Annotated in this window: 16 protein-coding genes; 3 read left to right on the forward strand and 13 right to left on the reverse strand. The window is 35.7% G+C overall.

The annotated features are described in order from the left end of the window. Positions 1 to 393: 393 nt before the first annotated feature. Positions 394 to 1,590, forward strand: a complete 1,197-nt coding sequence (gene fabV, locus J7E16_RS09990) for an enoyl-ACP reductase FabV (protein ID WP_214891351.1) — start codon at positions 394 to 396, stop codon at positions 1,588 to 1,590. A 139-nt stretch (positions 1,591 to 1,729) separates the two neighbouring features. Here fabV and J7E16_RS09995 read toward each other — a convergent pair whose 3' ends face one another. The 7 genes from J7E16_RS09995 to J7E16_RS10025 all read right to left on the reverse strand — a co-directional run bounded on the left by J7E16_RS09995 (position 1,730) and on the right by J7E16_RS10025 (position 7,531). Next, entirely contained in the window at positions 1,730 to 2,641 is a 912-nt protein-coding gene (locus J7E16_RS09995) for an SMR family transporter (protein WP_214891353.1), read from the reverse strand. Between the two features lie 106 nt (positions 2,642 to 2,747). Beyond that, positions 2,748 to 3,224 carry a YbaK/EbsC family protein gene (locus tag J7E16_RS10000; RefSeq protein ID WP_214891380.1) on the reverse strand — a complete coding sequence of 159 codons (477 nt, stop codon included), beginning with the start codon at positions 3,222 to 3,224 and terminating at the stop codon, positions 2,748 to 2,750. Positions 3,225 to 3,246: 22 nt separating this feature from the next. Next, on the reverse strand, positions 3,247 to 3,972 hold the full coding sequence (locus J7E16_RS10005; RefSeq protein WP_214891355.1) for a DNA alkylation repair protein: 726 nt from the start codon (positions 3,970 to 3,972) through the stop codon (positions 3,247 to 3,249). A gap of 106 nt (positions 3,973 to 4,078) precedes the next feature. Next, positions 4,079 to 4,714 carry a DUF2238 domain-containing protein gene (locus J7E16_RS10010; protein ID WP_214891357.1) on the reverse strand — a complete coding sequence of 212 codons (636 nt, stop codon included), beginning with the start codon at positions 4,712 to 4,714 and terminating at the stop codon, positions 4,079 to 4,081. 159 nt (positions 4,715 to 4,873) lie between these two features. Next, positions 4,874 to 5,662, reverse strand: a complete 789-nt coding sequence (gene yghU, locus J7E16_RS10015) for a glutathione-dependent disulfide-bond oxidoreductase (RefSeq protein WP_214891359.1) — start codon at positions 5,660 to 5,662, stop codon at positions 4,874 to 4,876. 405 nt (positions 5,663 to 6,067) lie between these two features. Continuing rightward, positions 6,068 to 6,556, reverse strand: coding sequence for a cupin domain-containing protein (locus J7E16_RS10020; protein WP_214891361.1), 489 nt, complete (start codon positions 6,554 to 6,556; stop codon positions 6,068 to 6,070). 357 nt (positions 6,557 to 6,913) lie between these two features. Continuing rightward, the gene (locus tag J7E16_RS10025; protein WP_214891363.1) at positions 6,914 to 7,531 is read right to left on the reverse strand and encodes an NAD(P)-dependent oxidoreductase; all 618 of its coding nucleotides are present in this window, start codon (positions 7,529 to 7,531) and stop codon (positions 6,914 to 6,916) included. 547 nt (positions 7,532 to 8,078) lie between these two features. On the opposite strand from J7E16_RS10025, the gene gloA reads away from it, so the two are divergent. Next, complete coding sequence (gloA, locus tag J7E16_RS10030; RefSeq protein ID WP_214891365.1) at positions 8,079 to 8,459, forward strand: lactoylglutathione lyase; 381 nt, start codon at positions 8,079 to 8,081, stop codon at positions 8,457 to 8,459. A 596-nt stretch (positions 8,460 to 9,055) separates the two neighbouring features. Further along, entirely contained in the window at positions 9,056 to 9,607 is a 552-nt protein-coding gene (locus tag J7E16_RS10035) for a TetR/AcrR family transcriptional regulator (protein WP_214891367.1), read from the forward strand. Positions 9,608 to 9,663: 56 nt separating this feature from the next. Here J7E16_RS10035 and J7E16_RS10040 read toward each other — a convergent pair whose 3' ends face one another. From J7E16_RS10040 to J7E16_RS10065, 6 genes are all read right to left on the reverse strand, one after another. Then, positions 9,664 to 11,367, reverse strand: coding sequence for an oleate hydratase (locus J7E16_RS10040; protein ID WP_214891369.1), 1,704 nt, complete (start codon positions 11,365 to 11,367; stop codon positions 9,664 to 9,666). A 297-nt stretch (positions 11,368 to 11,664) separates the two neighbouring features. Then, the gene (locus tag J7E16_RS10045; protein WP_214891370.1) at positions 11,665 to 12,489 is read right to left on the reverse strand and encodes an ABC transporter permease; all 825 of its coding nucleotides are present in this window, start codon (positions 12,487 to 12,489) and stop codon (positions 11,665 to 11,667) included. Further along, positions 12,486 to 13,412: an ABC transporter ATP-binding protein gene (locus J7E16_RS10050; protein ID WP_214891372.1), complete on the reverse strand. Its 927-nt coding sequence runs from the start codon at positions 13,410 to 13,412 to the stop codon at positions 12,486 to 12,488. Before J7E16_RS10050 ends, J7E16_RS10045 begins: the two co-directional genes overlap by 4 nt. A 411-nt stretch (positions 13,413 to 13,823) precedes the next feature. Then, on the reverse strand, positions 13,824 to 14,303 hold the full coding sequence (gene rlmH, locus J7E16_RS10055; protein WP_214891374.1) for a 23S rRNA (pseudouridine(1915)-N(3))-methyltransferase RlmH: 480 nt from the start codon (positions 14,301 to 14,303) through the stop codon (positions 13,824 to 13,826). 66 nt (positions 14,304 to 14,369) lie between these two features. Then, the gene (locus J7E16_RS10060; protein WP_214891376.1) at positions 14,370 to 14,552 is read right to left on the reverse strand and encodes a CxxH/CxxC protein; all 183 of its coding nucleotides are present in this window, start codon (positions 14,550 to 14,552) and stop codon (positions 14,370 to 14,372) included. A 372-nt stretch (positions 14,553 to 14,924) separates the two neighbouring features. Continuing rightward, positions 14,925 to 16,163, reverse strand: a complete 1,239-nt coding sequence (locus J7E16_RS10065) for a S1C family serine protease (protein WP_373471477.1) — start codon at positions 16,161 to 16,163, stop codon at positions 14,925 to 14,927. Positions 16,164 to 16,389: the final 226 nt, after the last annotated feature.

Raw genomic sequence — 16,389 nt, forward strand, 5'->3', positions numbered from 1 at the left:
ATGTCTTCTTTAGTCGGAATTACATTTTGAGTGTACCACGAATGGCTTTTTTATTTGTCTAGCTTAATTTTACAATCGGCGATATCATTAATTATACCAGAAACTGATATTATTCTTGCAGCTGCCTTATCACTAACCTACACCAGAGGTTTTTAATTTTAATAGTACTACACGAATCTTATATATTTGTCCTTCATAACCGTGCAATCAAAATTGTTGTTGTCTCTCATTGTTAAAAGCTCTCTCTGTTCCGTTTAACAGTCATTCAGTTTTGCTTATTGGTTAGTAAACATTGGGAATTAACTTTGAGTGGAAATTTTGATAAGTAATTTCTCCTGGGATGCTTTTTCTGATATCATATTCTTATAACGGTTAAATAGGGGGAAATAAAGGATGTTGGAATTCAAACAAAATATACGGGGTAATGTAGCCCTAGGTGTAAATCCACTTGGCTGCAAACAAGAAGTATTGAATCAAATCGACTATGTGAAAAATAAAGGAGCTTATAAAGGTCCAAAAAAGGTATTGATCATTGGTGCATCATCAAGCTATGGTCTAGCTACCCGAATCAGTCTAGCTTTCGGTACGGGAGCAGATACGATCGGTGTTTCTTTTGAAAAAGGACCAAAGAACGAAAAGAATCTAGGTACAGCTGGGTGGTACAACAATATTGCTTTTCGAGAAGCTGCTGAAAAAGAAGGTTTGATCGCTAAAAACTTTGTTCAAGACGCCTTCAGCCATGAAAGTAAGCAAGAAGTTATCGATTATATAAAGAGCGAATTTGGTGGCAAAGTTGACTTAGTTGTTTACAGTCTGGCAAGTGGACGAAGAACCGATCCCGAAACTGGGGAAACATACACTTCTTCCATTAAAGCCATTGGAGAGCCAGTGGTTGGCCCTCATATTAATATGCAAAATCAGACTTTCTATACTGAAACACTAGAACCCGCAACTGATCAGGAAATCGCTAATACTGTAAAGGTAATGGGTGGAGAAGATTGGGAACTATGGATGAAAGCACTAAAAGAAGCAGATGTACTAGTTGATGGCGTTTTAACGACTAATTATTCTTATTTAGGAACAGAACTGAATCATTCTTACTATGGTGGAGGTACACTAGGTCGCGCTAAAGCAGATTGCGATGAAAAAGCGCAGAACATCGATGAGTTACTAGCTGATATTAACGGCAAAGCTCAGATTGTAGTCGCTACTGCAGTTACGACTAAAGCAAGTTCAGTTATTCCTTTTTTCCCTGTTTATTGTATCGGTCTTTACAAAGTGATGGCAGACAAAGGTACCCATGAAACACCAATCATGCATCAAGACCGCATTTATCGCGAAATGATTTATGGCAACAAGCCTGAATACGATGAGGTGGGTCGCCTTAGACCTGATAACTGGGAACTTGACAGTGACACTCAGGCCAAAACAAAGGAACTCATCTCACAATTAAATGAAGAAAATTTCAATTCTGATCTGACGGCTTATGATATCTTTTATAAAGAGTTTTCAAATTTAAGTGGCTTTATGGTGGATGGCTATGTTGATCGAGACGTTACTATAGAAGAATTAAAAGAGTTAACCCTTTAATTTTATAAGGAACACTAAAAAAGACGGCGTTTATCATGGGCTTGTATCCCATTGATGAACACCGTCTTTTTTTAGGGATGAAAATAAATCCGTATTGACTATTCAGATAATGTAACGATATCCGCTTAATTTCATTCACTTAAAGATTAATGAGCACAAGAGCGATGATAGTCAAAATAATAGCTACTTTGTTTTTTCGAGCAATTTTTTCTTTAAATAGTAAAAATCCACCTATATTGATCAGCACGATACTTCCTGCACTATAAATTGGAAATACTACAGAGGTTTTCAAAGTAGCTAATGCAAGGATCAAAAAATAGGAAGAAAATAAGTTGGGTATACCTACTACAAAGCCAGTTAGTATATCCTTTTTCGTTATTGCACTTTTTTCTTTAAACGTATAGAAGATACTTATTAAGAATGCAACAAAGAATAGTGCAAAAAGGAAAACGTCTTTATATTCATTCAATGCATATTTTTGATAAAACTTATTTGAGAACTCTGCCATACCACCAAAGATAAATAATAAAATAATAGCAGGTTTAAAATCAAATTTTTCGAGAGACTTCTGTGATAAATTTACAATTACTATAGAGACTAAAGATAGTACGATTCCAACCCATTGAATGGTAGAAGGAAATTCTTTCCATATAACGATTGAAAAAATCATCGGAATCAATATACCTAGTTTAGCAATCGTACCTGAAATTCCTACACCATTTTCCTTGATACTTTTTTGATAATATATAAATGAAAGAAAAAAGAAGGATCCAAATATTCCTCCAACAATCAATCCCCATAGAATACTTGAATAGGGAGATAAAATATGGTCATTATTACTGGATAGCAGTGAAAAATCTTTTGCAAAAGATACTTCACGAGTCACACCAGATAATAATCCTCTAGAAAAAATCATAAAAAGACTAATAGCAAATGCGATAAAGTAGTTGGCACTTGTTATGACATATCTGTTTGCCTTCGCGTTTTCTGTATACTTAAAAATAAGAGCAATAGATGCACTACATATAATGGCTAACGATAAATAAAACATTCTGACTCCTTTTCAAACTACGGTATATTTTTTATAAATAACACGGTTCACTTTTTGGCTAGTTTGAATTCAGTATTCAAAAAAGTTTTTATTAAGTGACTATTCATCACTGATCCTCTTCACTATAAATAAATAACTTGTTTTCAAGTAAGCCGATGATTTCTCTCAAATCTTCAGCTAAGATTACCATCGTTTGATCTGGTCTTGCGGGAGCAAAAACGAGTTTTTCTTGTTTAAATAACTCCTCGTCTACTATCATGGCAACGGAACTTTCATATCCTAGAGGTGTTACTGCACCTGATTTTTGATTCGTTACAGCTTCCATTTCATCTTGTTTAACAACGGCTACTTTTTCACCTACAACTTGCTTTAATCGTTTGAAATCGGTGCGTTTCGTCGTGAAGGTCACGAATGAATAGTACTTTTCAGATTTGCCTTTCAGAAATAGTGCTTTGGTCTCTGTGCCCGCAAATCCTTTTTCTTCTTTCATTGTCACAGCATCTTCATTTGTATAAATAGGATCATGATCATACAGTTCAAAGTAAATGGAATGTTCTCTTAAAAATTCTTCAAGATTTATCATCATCTTTATTACTCCTCCTACGCTATCTATTCGTTTTCTTCTCTCTTATCATTGCTTCCTGCTTCATTGGCTTTGGCATTTTTTCTATAGCATACCTTAATGCAGTTCTAGGCATTATGTCCCTCTTGCTTAAAACGTACTGGTATACATCATCTTCATACTTGGTGCATAAAGACTTTAGCATCCACCCATATCCTTTCTGCACTAAATCATCCGTATCCAACAACAAACTATCTGCAATTTCAAATATATCCTCTTTAAATAGACCCTTTTTGGCTGGTACTATAAGTGATACAGCTGCCGCCCGCCTTACCCATCTATTTTGGGATTTCGTCCAATCTTTTAATTGTTCAATGGACAATGGATACATTTCCAAGAATGTTCCAATAGTGTGGTTGCATAACGTATCACAGGATGCCCAGTTGGTCACATATTCATTTACCCATTTTTCAAACACAAGAAAATCCTCTTCAGTATACTGTTTCTTGATCGCATACGACCAATTACAAGCAACAAAAGATTCCTCCATTATTCCAGAACTCCACAGTTCTTCACATAACTCAATTATTTCTTGTTTTGGAAGCTTTTCGATACTTTTAAAGGCCTCTTTGGAAATCTTCGAGACTACTTCAGTTTTTACACCGTACCGTCTTACTTCTTCCTTAAAAAATCTTTCGCCACTTTCTTTTGTCGTTGTGTCTGATTTATTGATTAGTTCATGCCTTACCTGTTCTATTATATTAGACATATCCTACCACCTCAAACTTTTCTCATTTCTTATTTCTCGTTACACAAATAGATTGCCGTTTCAGAAGAGAAATTCGGCAACCATCTTACTTTTTTTGATATACTCCTTAATCAATGTGCTTTGCCATCTTTGCCATCTGTTTGTCGTGAAATGATCCAAAAATAATAGTAGCTGTACTTGCACCAATCAATGCCCACAGCATATCCCAATGGCTGTCAAAATAGTCTCCTTGTGTCCCCATAACAAAATCAGCGGGTACATCCAATATTTTAACAAGAACAAACTCACTCAGCTCATAGGCTGCGCTTAAACCGAGGCAAGACAAGATTACGATCAACCACAGGACCTTCCCCTTTTTTACATAGCCCCCACGAACAAAAAATTCTTTGAGCAAAAAAGCCGGTACAAATCCTTGTGCAAAATGCCCCACACGGTCGAAGTAATTGCGTTGCCAATCAAACTGCTCTTGAAAATAATTGAATAAGGGATTATGGGAATACGTATAGTGAGCACCGTATAGCAATAACAAGACATGCAAAAATACCATCAGATAGGCAAATGTACTAAAACGGAAGCGATGATACATAGCAACGAGTAAAAGCACGAGTAGAACTGCTGACGTCATCTGACCAAACCAGGCTAAGCGATCAAAGGGATCAATAGCCGACAACATATAGGCAACGGCGACCAGCGCCAAAAGAATGAGGTGTAACATTTTAGGCTTTTTCTCATATTCCACCATGTCTTTTGCTCCTCATTATTCCATAAGCTTATTTTTACTTTAATTACTATTACCATAATTTTTATCATCAATTATGACAAAGGTCTTCATAATATGTCTAAATCAGTTTTTAGTTCTACTATGTGCAGCGCAAAAACTTCAAATCATTGTTTTCTTGAACTATTCCCCCAGCGGTTTATACTCCGCTGCTAAACCTTTTTGAACGCCTGGTCGTTCTGCAATACGGTGAGACCACTCCAAGAGATGAGGGTATTCCTCCAAGTTTAAAAATTCATAAGATCCTTTATATAGTTTTCCTAAAGCTAAAAGACCGTACCAAGACCATATGGCAATATCTGCGATAGTATAGGCATCACCAGCTATATATGGACGCTGTGCTAAAGCTTTATCAAGTAAGTCTAATTGACGTTTCGTTTCCATCGTGAAGCGATCGATCGGGTATTTCATAGGCTCTGGAGCATAAGCGAAAAAGTGGCCAAATCCTCCACCAACATAGGGACCTGCTCCCATTTGCCAGAATAACCAATTAAGCGTTTCGGTCCGACCGTGGATATCTGTCGGAATCAGTTGGTTAAATTTCTCCGCTAAGTAAAGCAGAATCGAACCTGATTCGAAAATTTCCAAACGAGGACTTTGACTTTGGTCAACAAGAGCTGGAATTTTAGAGTTAGGATTGATCTCGACAAAATCCGAACCAAATTGGTCGCCTTCTCCAATATTAATAGTGTACAAGTCATAATCTGCGCCCACTACACCTAATTCTTTTAGTTCTTCGAACATGATTGCGACTTTAATGCCGTTTGGTGTTCCTAATGAATAGAGTTGGAACGGAGCTTTTCCGACTGGTAATTTCTGTTCAAAACGACTGCCAACTGTTGGACGATTGCCGCCTTTTTTTGAATTCTCTTCTTCCCACTGCCACACTTTTGGTAATTCATATTCCGTCATCGTAACACTCCTCATAATTTTTATTAATAACCTTATCATACTACTTATGCGCCATTTGCCCAAATTTTAGCTTATTTATCTATATTATGTTCCTCTGTATTATACTTAAGTGAGGTTTTTAATATAATTGATGTAATTCTAATTTTTTTAATGGGTTACTTTTTACAGTTTTTCCTTCACTTATTTGATCTTGTACTAAAAGATTTTGAAAACTTTTTGGATAAAGCAAATGAGCCTAGGAGGAAAGAGCCAACAGCATTTGAATCTGCTGCTGGCTCCCTTAATCATATACTGCTAGCTATATCACTCATAGTGTGGCCAAACTAATTTTCTGTTACTTTAATAATTTGTTCTATCAGATTACTACCTAAGTCTTTATTAATTTTATCTGTAGCGGCGTCATCATTAACTGGATGGAACTTTCAATGGTGCTCCAACCACTTTCATATCATGGTCTGCAAATACTTTTGCGATCTCTTCTTTTGTCGGGGGAGAAGTCCACTTGTCTGTAACCTTAAAAAATGCTTCCATCTTTCCTGCTGGCAAATAAGAAACTAACATCTTTCCTTTTTCTGTCAACTGCAAGAAGGCATGTTGCACATTTCTTGGAAGGAAAATAGTGTCGCCCGATTTCATTTGATATTTGGAATCACCAACTTGAAATAGATATTCTCCTTCTATTACATAAAACCACTCGTCTTGAAAAGGATGGATGTGCAAAGGCGGTCCTCCGTTTGGAGTAAGTCCGGTTTGCTCAAACATCGCTAAATCATTTTCAGTGTCAGCCCCGGAGATTTTTATATCTAATTCATTCAGCGTAACCCCTTTCATTTTGAAGTGTTCTCCAAATCTGGCCTCACCTGCATTTACTTTAAATCCTTTATCAGTTCTCATATCGTTCTCCTTTCATTCTTTTCCATATAAGGGTACCACTCCTAAATTCCACGTCAATTTTAATGATTTAGGCAGCAAAAAAATACTTATTTCAAGCGAAAGGTTTCTATCTGCTATCTTTATTCAAAGAAATCAAATTTAAAAAGTAAAAATATGTGGTGCAATAACATCATCATATGAAACGTACGAGAGCGTTATTATTTTATAGCCTTATAACTTATATTATCAATTTCGAGCTAGTAAACGACATGGTGTGTGCAAAAATAAAAAGCATCCAAGCCAATTCGCTTTGGACACTCTTTTATTTATAGAAAGATTAGGGATAAAGACCGAGGATAGAGGACAGTTTGCGCTGTTTTAAGTAGCAATCCCAATAGAAGTATTTTCATATTGCGCATCAATTAGCGCTTTTAAGATAAAATGGGCAACGTCCGCGCGCGGAATTGTCTTTGATTTTTCGGGCACAGCTGTCAGAGACTCTCTGTATTCGCCTGTAAAGGAATCATTGGTCAATCCCATAGGCCTGACAATCGTGTAGTTCAGTCCATGCGCTTCAATTATATCAACAGCTGCCCGGTGGTCTATCAGCGTATTCTTCAGCACGCCCATCATCAATTTCCCACTGATGCCTGGCAATTCTTTATCAATTCCGGCAGATGCCGTGTAGACGATCCGTTTCACGCCATGCTTCTGCATGCCCGCTGTAATATTTTTTACCATTTCTTGAAGATCGGTCGATTTGTTCATTCCCTGATTGGAGCCCAAGCATGACACGACGGCATCATGGCCCGCAATGGCTGCTGAAACTTCTCCAGGCTTGAACGCATCTCCTTCGACAACGGTTAAATTGTCATGGACGACTTTCAACTTTGCCGGCGTTCTTACAAATGCCGTGACTTCAAAACCTTTCTCCACTGCCTGTTTCACGACCAATTGACCTACACCGCCCGTTGCACCAAAAACAATAATTTTCATACCACTTCACCTTTCTTTCCCATCATTATTTAAATTTAAAAGCAAAAAATCCAATCCTTCGAAGCTAGTGCTTTATGCGATTGGATTTGTATTCATTGATGATACCAAATTTAGATGCCCTTTCATATCTAACGCATCTTCAAATAGTTACTTTTCCCACCACATGAGAAAAAGTATACAAAAGGCGGGATGACAATTGACAACAATTATATGAAGCAACACTGTTTGACGGGGTACATTCCGGACATGCTACTTTGACAAATATACATCACGTCATTTTTTGGCCCAATGATTGGATAAATGTTGGTAGTGTAGATGAACTTGGCACCGGTAAGGAAGTCATTGGTTCTTTCGTTAATTCATTTAGTCTACGACCTATTTCTTTGTCGAATGTAATTTTGTCAATGAATGCTCGTATTAACAGATTAAACTCTGTGCTTTTTGCCTATTGAGGTATTAGAAAGAAATATAGAAAATAAGACGGGCGTGCCTATATGACCTTTTCATGCTAGAATAACATAAGAAACTATTGGAGGATGATATTATTATGAACCAACAACTTGTTGAGATTTGCTTGCGTGTCAGAGATCTTGAGGCTACTTTAGACTTTTACACTAACTTATTCGATTTTGAAGTTGCCAGCCGCAGAGAATTCCCTGAAAATAAATTTGATTTAGTTTATTTGAATTCTCCTGGTTCTTCTGTCCAAATTGAACTCACTTACAACTACGATGCTGAGCCTTATAATGTAGGAAATGGCTTCAGTCATTTAGGTGTGACTGTCAGTGACTTAGAAAAAATGCATGAAGTTTGTAAAGCTTCTACTTACGAAACAGGTGATTTAAGAGGACTTTCAGGTGGTACACCTTCTTATTTCTTTGTGACAGATCCTGATGGCTATCGGATTGAAGTAAAGCGCGCAAAATAATTTTTTTACTCATTTTAATGTAAGCATATTGGTTGTTGCCAATATGCTTACATTTTTTTCTTATCATTATCCGCATTTAACTGATCAACAAACATCTTAAATCATCTCGTAAGTACCGAATCCTTTTGTCTGATAGACTCCCATTTCATTTAAATAATTTCTCAATGCTTCAATCGCGTGCGTCTCTAATTTCGGTTGATTTCCCCACATTCTTGAGGCGATGTCTATGGAGGATATACGCATAAAAGAAGTAAGTGAACAATGGGGAATAAATGATAGAAGAATACGAGTGTTACGTCGGAATGCAAGAATTGAAGGTGCAATAAAAATTGGTTGAAATTGGTCAATTCCTTTTAAAACTGTTAAAATTGTCGATACAAGAGAAAAGATAAGATAAGAAAAAAACACTTTGATATATATTATGATTTTAGTTACATTGTCTCGTGAGTTGCCTAACTTAGACATTACCAGCTACGCAAGTTACGATAGAGTTACCCATCATACAACTAGTAGCTTTTTGGCAATAAGCTACTAGTTGTATGATGGAAGATAAAAAATATTAAGATAGATTGATGATATAGGGAGTGAAACAGATAATGGAGATTACTAAAAACGCATTGGCTGAGTCACTAAAAAAACAAATGCAAACTATACCACTAGCGAAAATTACAGTTAACGATATTGTTAAAGAATGCGGATTAAATAGGCGAACGTTATATTATCATTTTAATGATATATATGATCTATTAGAATGGATTTTTAAAACCGAACTTAAAGAAATGCTTGGTGAAAATAAAACATGTTCATCATGGCAAAAAGGGTTTTTAGAAATATTCAATTATTTGTATGAGAATAAAAAAGTGGTATTAAACACTTATAATTCTATAGATAGAGATATTTTAGAGAATCATTTATATAACGAATCATTTAACATTATTTTAGAAGTTGTTAATGAGCTTGCAAAGGATTTAAATGTATCCGATAAAGATAAACGATATGTAGCTAATTTCTATAAAATCGCTTTGGTAGGGGTAATAATTGATTGGATAAAAAATAATATGGTCGAAGACATTGAAGGCATTGTTACTAATCTTGACAAAATAATTAGTGGAGAAATCTACAGAGCATTATTAAAGTATGAAAAATAGGGAAGTCAAATTAAATTTGACTTCCCTATTTTTTATATCTTAATTACAGTAGCTATTTATATTAATCCTTCTAAAGGTGTGTTGCTTAATAACTTTTTAATGACAGGTTCAGCTGGTAACGGTCTTCCACTATACATGGCTTTAGCTGCATTAGCCACGACACGTATATCATATTGACTAGGATATATTTCAGGTGGATTTTTTTCAAGTCCAAGTAAAGTATATACAGCCATCATAGCGGAACGAACAGAATATTCAACAGTAAATACACAATCACCTTTAATCTCTGCAAATTGACCTAAAAATGCAAGATTCGTACTACCTTCAGGCACGACTTGTGGTCTATCTCCTTTTACACGAGGCATAAATTGACTTGTGATATAAGGCATCATGGCAGGAATCACAATGGATGTATCAATATATTCATGCATATCATTTTCATCAATACCTAAATGATATAAAAGTTCTTGTAATAATTCTATACCTGTACAGTCACTCATTTTCTTTTCAATGAAATCTCCTTTTTTATCAGGGAATAAACCGTATGCCCAAAGTACTATTACATCATCGGGTTGATCAATAAATTGAGGTTGTCTATTAACAGTGACACTTAATAACCAGTTTGAGTCTTTAACCGTTATTATTCCTCCAGTCACATTTTTATGTGGAGCTATTTGACGTTCAGCAAATTTCTCAATAAGTTCTCTCATTTTAGGACCTTTAGAAGTTATTGTATATGATTCCCATTTACTTTTATCAATATCGCTACAGAATACTTCGGGTTTTCCGAATAAAGCATCTTTTTTAGCTATTTTTTTCCATAGATTCCAGCAACCGCCCTCACTTCTATCTAATTCAGGTGCTTTATCCATATTTCCAAGTGTGGTATTTTCAGTCATAGATCCATTGGTAAAGAATACTAAATCATTTTCAGTAGTTTTGATAATTTCTTCTTTTTTACCATCACGAGTTAAATGAATTCCTGTAACTATTTTTTTATCATTGGTTATATTCATATCTAAATCAGTTACTTGTGTATTTAAGTCAAATAGTATACCTTGTGATTCCAACGATTTTTTAAGTGGAAGAATCATTGAATCGTATTGATTATATTTAGTAAATACTAATTTTTCCATTTTGCTCATTCCTGGCATTAAATGCATAAAGCGATGCATATAACGTTTCATTTCTACAACACTGTGCCAAGTCTCAAATGCAAACATACTTCTCCAATATAACCACATATCCGTTTCTAAGAATGAATCATCAAAAAATTGTTCAACAGTAGCTGCACCTAAAGAATCTTCTGTTGCAAGAAATAATTTAGTAAGTTGTTTAACGTGAATGTCATCTAATCCAAGAGTTGAAAAATCAAGTTTTTCTCCACGATTAGCAATTGCACGACAATTAGAATAGTTAGGATCAGCAATATTTAATTCTCTAAATTCATCTAAAACAGTCCTTTTAGGATCCTCTAAAGATGGTACTCCTCCAAATAAATCCCATACACATTCATAATGTTCTTCCATTTCTCTTCCGCCACGGGCAACATATCCATCCTCTGCATTTCCAGAACCGTCTAAAGCACCACCTAAAATACTATCTTGTTCTATAATAGTAATGTTTTTACCATCCATATGACCATCACGGATCAAGTATTCAGCAGCAGCTAATGAAGCGATACCTCCACCAATTAAATAGGCTTTTTTATTTTCAATTCCTTCTGGTTTTAATGTGTTAATTCTTTCATAATTTCCCATAATCAATTTGTCCTCCTTTTATTTGATAAGTTGAATCTACCTAAATAATAGGACTTTAAAATGATGGAGTAAATTATCAAAAAAGGTCAATTGTGAAGAAATGCAACAAAGTAGTTAATTTGTGTAGGGTTTTGATAAATTATTAAAACCTGAATAATTCGTAGATTTGTTGAGAGCTATCCTATTTAATATTTCTCTTAGGAGGAGTCGGTCTAAAAATTCATCGACAAAAGCTTTACCGCAATTCATTATGGGGAAATAATAGTGAAATGTGTCATTTAGAAAAAAATTTTCTCTTTATCTTCCACCTAATGGACTACGCGATATCTTATTGAAGTCTGCTCGAACAAAGGAGTTCGTCGCCAGGAATAAGAATAATGCGCCAAAAGCTGTAATGATGATCCCACTTATCCAAGGTGTTACTATGAAGCCATTCAGATCAAAAGCCAAACCCAGTTCCACCCATTCTGTTTGTGTCAATCCGCCTTTTTCTAGCATGATGGTTCTAAAGAAAGCTGTCGTATAGGTCATGGGATTGAAATACGCAATAAATCGAAGAACGTCAGGTAAAAAGGAAAGTGGGATATACGCTCCAGATAGGAAAGTAAACGGAAGGACGACGGCTTGTTGTACGACTTGAAAAGTGGAAGAGCTTTTGACCATTGAAGCTAAGAATAAGCCTAATCCTGAAAAAACCAATCCGACTAGCATCAAGGCCAATAAGACATAGATGAGGGTATACCAATGGTCAAAGCTCAAGCCAGTAAAGAAACCGAGTATCAGTATCAAAATCCCTTGTGTGGTCGCTATTGTAGCCGCTGATAAAATTTGTCCCAGGGCTACTTGAAAACGACTGGTCGGACTCACTAAGATTTCTTTCATATAACCTGAAACAGTATCATCGATCGTCGAGGTCGCAATATTCAAAGAGGTTTGGAATGCCGTTGCTACAATAATCCCTGCAAGTAAGAAAGCGGTTGGATCTTCTACTTGATCTGTTTTAAAAATAGACTTGAAAACGTAAAGGAAAAAAAAGGGAATGACTAATGACGTGATGAGTTTGACTCGATCACGAACGAATCCTCTAATGTTTCTGAGCCATAGTGCAGTGATTGTTCTCATTCTGTGGCATCCTCTCTAATTTCTTTACCTGTGATTTCTAAGAAAACGTCATTCAATGTCCCTTTTTTGATTTCCAGATCTTTTAATTCATTTTTGAACTGTTCGATAAACTGCAGAAAATGTTGAACAGCATCTATATCGATATAAAAAGTTTCTTTTTCTTTTTTGTACGTGTGGTCATCCCTTTTCAACGCTGCTTCAAAAACATCCGGATTACTCACTTTTACGATGGCTTTATCTTTCGTGTAAAGCCGTTTCAAGTTTTCGGGTGTATCGTTTACCATTATTTTTCCATTGTCCATAATGGCTACGTGATCACAAATTTCTGCTTCATCCATATAATGTGTAGTCAGAAAGATAGTGATATTTTTTTCTTTTTGTAGTCTAGTAATGTATTCCCACATCCTATTTCGCGTTTGCGGATCCAGGCCGCTTGTTGGTTCATCTAAAAATAAAACTTTTGGATAATGCAACAACGCGCGGGCTATTTCCACTCGTCGTTTCATTCCGCCCGAAAGACTAGACACACTTTTATTCTGCCAATCGAGTAGATCAACAAGGTTCAACACAAAATTGATTCGATCCTTGACCTCCTGTTTGGGTACCCCGTAAAAAACACAGTGCATCTTCAAGTTCTCATTCACCGTCATTTTTTCATCTAATGTTTGCGATTGGAAAACTACTCCGATTGCTTCACGTACGGCATCTTTTTCGGTTGAGACATCTTTTCCGTCGATCAACAATGTTCCAGCTGTTTTTTCCATCATCGTACATAATGTATTGATCGTTGTACTTTTTCCCGCTCCATTTGGTCCCAGAAAGGCAAATATACTGCCTTCTTCTACTTCAAACGAGACATCATCTACTGCTGTAAAATCCCCATATTTTTTAGTATAGTTCTTCACTTCAATAATCGGTTTCATGATTTATTCTCCTTTTTATCTTTCACCTTACCTATCAAATTCGATCCAAAATCGGCTTATTCAAAAAATTTCTATGTGCTTTATAATTTCAAGTTTGTTTTGTGGGCATGGTATTTTTTATTTATTTTAGGAGGATTCAAGTATAGCGAATCTTCCTGTCTTTTGGAATTACTTTGCTTGCTCAGTGTGGTCTGATTCAAAAAAACACGAACATTTTAGTGATAAAGTGTCCTAGTAGTTAACTGTCAATCTTTTTTAGGACAGACTTCTCCTAAAAATCTGTCAAGTCGAAAAATTTAGTTGTCTCTTAACAGGTGAAAACGGCGTAATTAATAAAACCTGCCGTTAAGCTGTTTTTATAAGATTCAAATAACAGTATTAATTTAAGCTTATGTTTCCAAAAAACCTCATTTACTTATGGTACGGTTCATTCCGGACAATTTTAAATCCGCGATAGATTTGCTCGATTAAAACTAAACGCATCAATTGATGAGGAAGCGTCATTTTTCCAAATGAGATGGGTGTATTGCTTCTTTTCATTACTGCATCACTTAAACCTAATGATCCACCTATGACAAAAACAAGCGTGCTTTTACCTTGAACGCCTAATTGTTCAATTTCTTTCGCAAACGCCTCTGAAGTTCGTTGTTTGCCTTCAATAGCTAGTGCAAATACGTATGCTTGATCTGGGATCTTTGCTAAGATGCGTTCGCCTTCTTTTTCTTTTACTTGGATCATCTCAGCTTCGCTTAATTTCTCAGGTGCCTTTTCATCTGGAACTTCAATTAATTCCATTTTACAATAAGCAGATAATCTTTTAGCATATTCGGCGATCCCCATTTTTAAATATTTTTCTTTTAGTTTACCCACAGTTATTATTTTAATGTTCAAAAAGTTATCCTCCTATAATCACAGGTTATCCACAAAAGTTATCCACATGTCCACAACTCCACATCATTATCTAGTGGTAGAATGTTTGTTCGACACTACATATATTGCATCCTTCTTGCAATAACCACATTTTTGTTTCAAGTTATCAACAAGCAATAATTGGTCTAGTACCGGCATTTCAAAACCACCATAAACCGCGTCATCTAGAGCTTCTTCTATATGCTCTTGGCAAGCTAAAATTTCATCCATCCACAACACCCCCTTCGTTTTGTGGATAACTTTTTCAGCCTCCACATACCCGTCTATATTATTTTACAGCACTTATCCACAATGTTCAAAACTTTTTCATTCTAATTATCCACAAAAAACCAAAAAAACACTTTTAAATTGGTTTAATTTAAAAGTGTTTTAACAAAATGTTACTTATTATTTTATTATAAGGAGTCCATAATTTTTAGTATTAATAAATTAATTAAATCACTCACACGAAATTTCTAGAGGAATAGGGTTGCTTGAAGACTTCTTTTTAGGCTTCATGCGTTCCCATAGCTCCACAAGCAAATCCGCTCATTCCAGAAGAAATTTCATTTTGAAGTATCTGCACCATTTGACCTAGAACCATTATAAATCGATTTCAGCAGTCATCGTAACAGTTGTTTTTTGTAGTTCACCATCATGATAATATTCGACTTCAATTTCTTTTCCAAGTTCTGCAGCATAAATTTCTTTACGCAAGGATATTGAATCTGTAACCTCTACACCATTAAATTTTACAATGACATCATATTGCTCTAGACCGCCAACTTCAGCTGCTGAATCGGGTTCAACTTCAGCTACTACAATACCAGAAGTAACTTCTTCAGGTAAATTCAATATCGATTCTTGTTGTTGTTCGGATATTTCTGTTAGATCCAATAAATTGACACCTAATACTGGACGAACAACTTCTCCATTTGCCTCTAATTGATTAATGATGCTTACTACATCATTACTAGGAATCGCAAAACCCATTCCTTCAACCGTATCACTAGAAATCTTCATCGAGTTGATCCCTATGACTTGTCCAGCTATATTGATGAGCGCGCCACCTGAATTACCTGGATTGATTGCTGCATCGGTTTGAATAGCCGTTACTTCCCAATCTACAACACCATCACCGGTTATATCTGTTTCAACACTACGATTTTTTGCGGAAATAATCCCTTGCGTTACCGAAGAAGCAAAGTTTGTCCCTAATGGAGAACCAATTGCAATTGCTGGTTCACCGACTCTTAATACTTCCGAATCACCAAAAGTAGCAACTGTTGTTATATTTTCAGCAGAAATTGATAATACGGCTAAATCGGTCCAAATATCTGTTCCGATTAGTTCAGCTTCAACTTTTGTACCATCTTTTAAAATAACTTCAATTGCATCTGAACCATCGATAACATGATTATTGGTTACGATATAGGCAGTATCATCGTCCTTTTTATAGATAACGCCACTACCTTCACCAGCAGTCTCTAAGCTGCCTTCTTCTTGTAAGCTTTCCCTGGTCTCAAATGCATCACCAAAGTCCTCAGAAGCTTGTGATTGCATATTAACAACTGAAACAACTGAATCTTCAACTTTTTCGACAGCTTCTGTCACGTCAGAAGTTACATCTACACTAACTTTCGTAGTGATGACTTCACCAGTATTTTCATCAACCATACCTGTGCCTGTATCACTAGTGATACTATCATCAGTAGCTAACAAGTATCCTCCACCTAACGCTGCTACGATCAAACCACCGATCAGTCCTCCAATAATGCTACCTCTCAATGAGCCATTTTTTTTGCTTTTTTTCGGGGACGGTTCAGTATTTGAAGCTCTGATTTTTTTTTGATCGTCTGCTTTCGTTTCTGCTTTTTCCTCAACCGGTTGATTGGTTTGATTTTCATCACTCATTGCATTCACCCCTAGTATTTTTTTATACCTCTAGTGTAATTTTTATATTTGAATTTTATATGAAATTTTTGGGATATTTATATAATTTATTATACGAAAATTTCAAGTTTAAGTTAGCCACTTGTAGCTATTCTATTTTACGCCTTACTTTCTC

The organism is Carnobacterium sp. ISL-102, from assembly GCF_018612935.1.
Lineage (GTDB): Bacteria > Bacillota > Bacilli > Lactobacillales > Carnobacteriaceae > Carnobacterium_B > Carnobacterium_B alterfunditum.

Bases quoted from the DNA above. Each gene is read 5' to 3' on its own strand.
- J7E16_RS10010 (WP_214891357.1), bottom strand. From the start codon at position 4,714: ATGGTGGAATATGAGAAAAAGCCTAAAATGTTACACCTCATTCTTTTG.
- J7E16_RS10045 (WP_214891370.1), bottom strand. From the start codon at position 12,489: ATGAGAACAATCACTGCACTATGGCTCAGAAACATTAGAGGATTCGTT.
- J7E16_RS10005 (WP_214891355.1), bottom strand. From the start codon at position 3,972: ATGTCTAATATAATAGAACAGGTAAGGCATGAACTAATCAATAAATCA.
- yghU (WP_214891359.1), bottom strand. From the start codon at position 5,662: ATGACGGAATATGAATTACCAAAAGTGTGGCAGTGGGAAGAAGAGAAT.
- J7E16_RS10025 (WP_214891363.1), bottom strand. From the start codon at position 7,531: ATGAAAATTATTGTTTTTGGTGCAACGGGCGGTGTAGGTCAATTGGTC.
- J7E16_RS10020 (WP_214891361.1), bottom strand. From the start codon at position 6,556: ATGAGAACTGATAAAGGATTTAAAGTAAATGCAGGTGAGGCCAGATTT.
- fabV (WP_214891351.1), top strand. From the start codon at position 394: ATGTTGGAATTCAAACAAAATATACGGGGTAATGTAGCCCTAGGTGTA.
- J7E16_RS10035 (WP_214891367.1), top strand. From the start codon at position 9,056: ATGGAGATTACTAAAAACGCATTGGCTGAGTCACTAAAAAAACAAATG.
- gloA (WP_214891365.1), top strand. From the start codon at position 8,079: ATGAACCAACAACTTGTTGAGATTTGCTTGCGTGTCAGAGATCTTGAG.
- J7E16_RS10040 (WP_214891369.1), bottom strand. From the start codon at position 11,367: ATGGGAAATTATGAAAGAATTAACACATTAAAACCAGAAGGAATTGAA.
- J7E16_RS10060 (WP_214891376.1), bottom strand. From the start codon at position 14,552: ATGGATGAAATTTTAGCTTGCCAAGAGCATATAGAAGAAGCTCTAGAT.
- J7E16_RS10000 (WP_214891380.1), bottom strand. From the start codon at position 3,224: ATGATAAATCTTGAAGAATTTTTAAGAGAACATTCCATTTACTTTGAA.
- J7E16_RS10050 (WP_214891372.1), bottom strand. From the start codon at position 13,412: ATGAAACCGATTATTGAAGTGAAGAACTATACTAAAAAATATGGGGAT.
- J7E16_RS09995 (WP_214891353.1), bottom strand. From the start codon at position 2,641: ATGTTTTATTTATCGTTAGCCATTATATGTAGTGCATCTATTGCTCTT.